This is a genomic window from Azoarcus taiwanensis, from assembly GCF_012910885.1.
In the GTDB taxonomy this organism is placed as follows: Bacteria; Pseudomonadota; Gammaproteobacteria; order Burkholderiales; family Rhodocyclaceae; genus Azoarcus_F; species Azoarcus_F taiwanensis.
In genome coordinates, this window is the sequence record NZ_WTVM01000255.1 from 1 (window position 1) to 1,607 (window position 1,607).

General features: G+C 56.4%; 3 protein-coding genes. All 3 read left to right on the forward strand.

The genetic code is table 11. The features are described from left to right. Positions 1-195 (forward strand): hypothetical protein (locus GPA21_RS20740; protein WP_211163739.1); only part of this gene is annotated, 195 nt, incomplete at its 5' end. Between the two features lie 286 nt (positions 196-481). Then, positions 482-709, forward strand: a complete 228-nt coding sequence (locus GPA21_RS20120) for a helix-turn-helix transcriptional regulator (RefSeq protein WP_168989836.1) — start codon at positions 482-484, stop codon at positions 707-709. 1 nt (position 710) lies between these two features. Next, on the forward strand, positions 711-1,532 hold the full coding sequence (locus GPA21_RS20125) for a helicase RepA family protein (protein WP_168989837.1): 822 nt from the start codon (positions 711-713) through the stop codon (positions 1,530-1,532). The last annotated feature ends 75 nt before the right edge of the window (positions 1,533-1,607 follow it).

Sequence of the window (1,607 nt, forward strand, 5' to 3'; positions counted from 1 at the left end):
GTGATGCTCGTCGGCGAACAGGTCGGTCTTGATGGCGGTGCGTTTCTTCATGGCTGGCGGCAGAGAACGAAATCAGGACAATCCAATTTTACCAATCACAGAGGTGCCGAGGTTTTTCGAGGCGCCCTGAAGTCGGTGCCCGTTCCCGCACCCGGAACGAAACTCGAATACCGCATAGGAAGGGTGGTCATGTAGGTGGCTACGGCTGGATCAATTACTTCTCGGATCAAGCCCACTATCGGATAGTGGCGTGAGGCCGTGGAGTATGGTCGCCAGCGTTCCTGAAATTTCTGAAGGGCTGCCGCAACGGTGGGTGAGCAGTCGTCATGAATGAAGATGACAACGTCGGGATCTAGAGCCTCTCTGAGTCTCGTGGAATTTCCTTTCTTCATGGCGTCAACCGTTTTGGGTAATTATAGCGCTGTCGAAGAATGAATTGCTAGGCACCATAAGGCACTCGTTAGCAATTGGAGGCCGGGCCATGCAAGCCATGACAAGCAAGATGTTGATCAACAGGAAAAGGCTCTTGGAGATCATTCCGCTCTCGACACGAACCATCTACAACTTGGAACAGCGAGGTGAGTTTCCGCGTCGTATCGCTCTCACATGCAGGAATGTCGCATGGGATTTATCGGAAGTCGAGGAGTGGATTGAAGCGCGTAAAGCGTCGGGCATCCAGGCTGATCGACCCGGCGACGTGAGGGGGTGATATGGCTCTCGACCTGATGGCGGCGTTCAACGATCCGCCGCCGCCGATTGACTATGTATTGCCCAATATGGTTGTCGGTACGGTGGGTGCTTTAGTGTCGCCAGGCGGGGCAGGTAAGTCCATGTTGATCCTGCAATTGGCGGCGCAGGTTGCTGGCGGCCCTGATTTGCTGGAAGTGGGTGAGCTGCCTACAGGAAAGGTGATCTATCTACCAGCCGAAGACCCCCTCGTCGCGATTCATCACCGCTTGCACGCCCTCGGTAGATACCTTACCGCTGGGGAGCGGCAAGCCGTGGCGGATGGCTTGCTGATTGAGCCACTGATTGGCAAATGCCCCAATATCATGGCCCGAGATTGGTTTGATGGCCTCAAACGGGCTGCCGAGGGGCATCGACTGATGGTTTTAGATACTCTTCGCCGCTTCCATGCCGAGGAGGAGAACGCCAGCGGGCCTATGGCTCAGGTCGTCGGCCGTATGGAGGCCATAGCCGCCGAGACTGGCTGTTCCATCGTGTTTCTGCACCACGCCAACAAGAGCGCGGCGATGGCGGGTGCTGGCGATCAACAGCAGGCCAGCCGTGGATCATCGGTGCTGGTCGATAACATCCGCTGGCAGTCATATCTGTCCGGTATGACGCAGGCTGAGGCCGAGGAATGGGGTGTTGATGAGGGGCAGCGGGGATTCTTCGTCCGCTATGGCATCAGCAAAGCAAACTACGGTGCGCCTTTTCAGGAATGTTGGTTCCGACGGCACGAGGGCGGCGTTCTTAAGGGCACCTCGAATAACGCGAGGTTTTCGTTGAATCCCGCCGCCAAACAATGACAGCGACCGAACTCGGTTCAATTTCCCCGGCAAATCACCGCTTTTCTCTGCGGTGTCGCCCCGTTTTCTCTTCGA